The 912-nt window shown below is 44.3% G+C and carries 2 protein-coding genes; both read right to left on the minus strand.

Annotated features, from left to right (window positions below; genetic code table 11):
• Window positions 1-111: nucleotidyltransferase family protein (locus MOST_RS18600; RefSeq protein ID WP_422879872.1), on the minus strand; the 111-nt coding region annotated here is incomplete at its 3' end.
• Window positions 112-366: 255 nt separating this feature from the next.
• The gene (locus MOST_RS13260; protein WP_054936097.1) at window positions 367-759 is read right to left on the minus strand and encodes an MFS transporter; all 393 of its coding nucleotides are present in this window, start codon (window positions 757-759) and stop codon (window positions 367-369) included.
• Window positions 760-912: the final 153 nt, after the last annotated feature.

Here is a 912-nt window from a genome sequence, read left to right on the forward strand (position 1 = left end):
ACAGTATTCCATTACCGGCCGGTTGGCCACCGGCACCAGGGGCTTTGGCCGCTTGCAGGTCAGGGGCCTGAGCCTCGACCCCTCCCCGCCGGCCATGATAATCGCCTTCATAGTCTACCTCCTGCAAAATCCAGATTAGCCATCTTTAAGCATTTTACCCCTTCTCCCCATAAAAAATTCCCAGCAGACCCTTAATCCTAGAGACCCGCCGGGAATTTCTATAATGCCACGGCTATTGCTATTTCGCCAAAAGGAATGCTACTATATCACTTAGAAAGTTTTCTAGTAGTTCAGGAAAAACGAATGGCCAAACAGGGAATGTTCCATGTTAAGTGTTTCGGAATTATACAGCAACCGGTACAGTAATTATTTGGCTTGCTCAGCATGTTTCGGTATGCTCATGAAAAGTGCCAGAAAGGTTATAATTAATATACCAAACCCAATGATACCATAGGAAAATCTTCCGACATATTGATGGGTAAGTTTCAAGATGCCAGTAAGAATATACGGTTGTAAAAATGAACCTATCCCCTGAGAGCTGACCACTAAAGATAGGGCAAGATTAACTGTTGCCGGAGGGGAAAGTTTGGAAACCCTACTATAAAACCCCGGCATCGTCCATCCTAATCCAATCCCTGCCAGGGTCAGTACTACACCTATCATCGCTATATTAGAAGCAAAGAAGATTACCAAAGACCCTGTTGCCGCTACCGACATTGCAAATGGTACAACAAATCTTTTAAAGCCAATGGAAATCAAACTAAAAGTAAGTCCACCAAAAAAACGTAAGCGTCAAATACTACCCACCTTTTGCGTTACGTAAGTATAAAATAACCCCCACCTATCATCTGAGGTGGGGGCTAAAACAAGCTTAATTATTCATCCGGCAGACAGGAGGCAGAGTTTCCGACC

This window comes from Neomoorella stamsii, assembly GCF_002995805.1.
Taxonomy (GTDB): Bacteria; Bacillota; DSM-521; order Neomoorellales; family Neomoorellaceae; genus Neomoorella; species Neomoorella stamsii.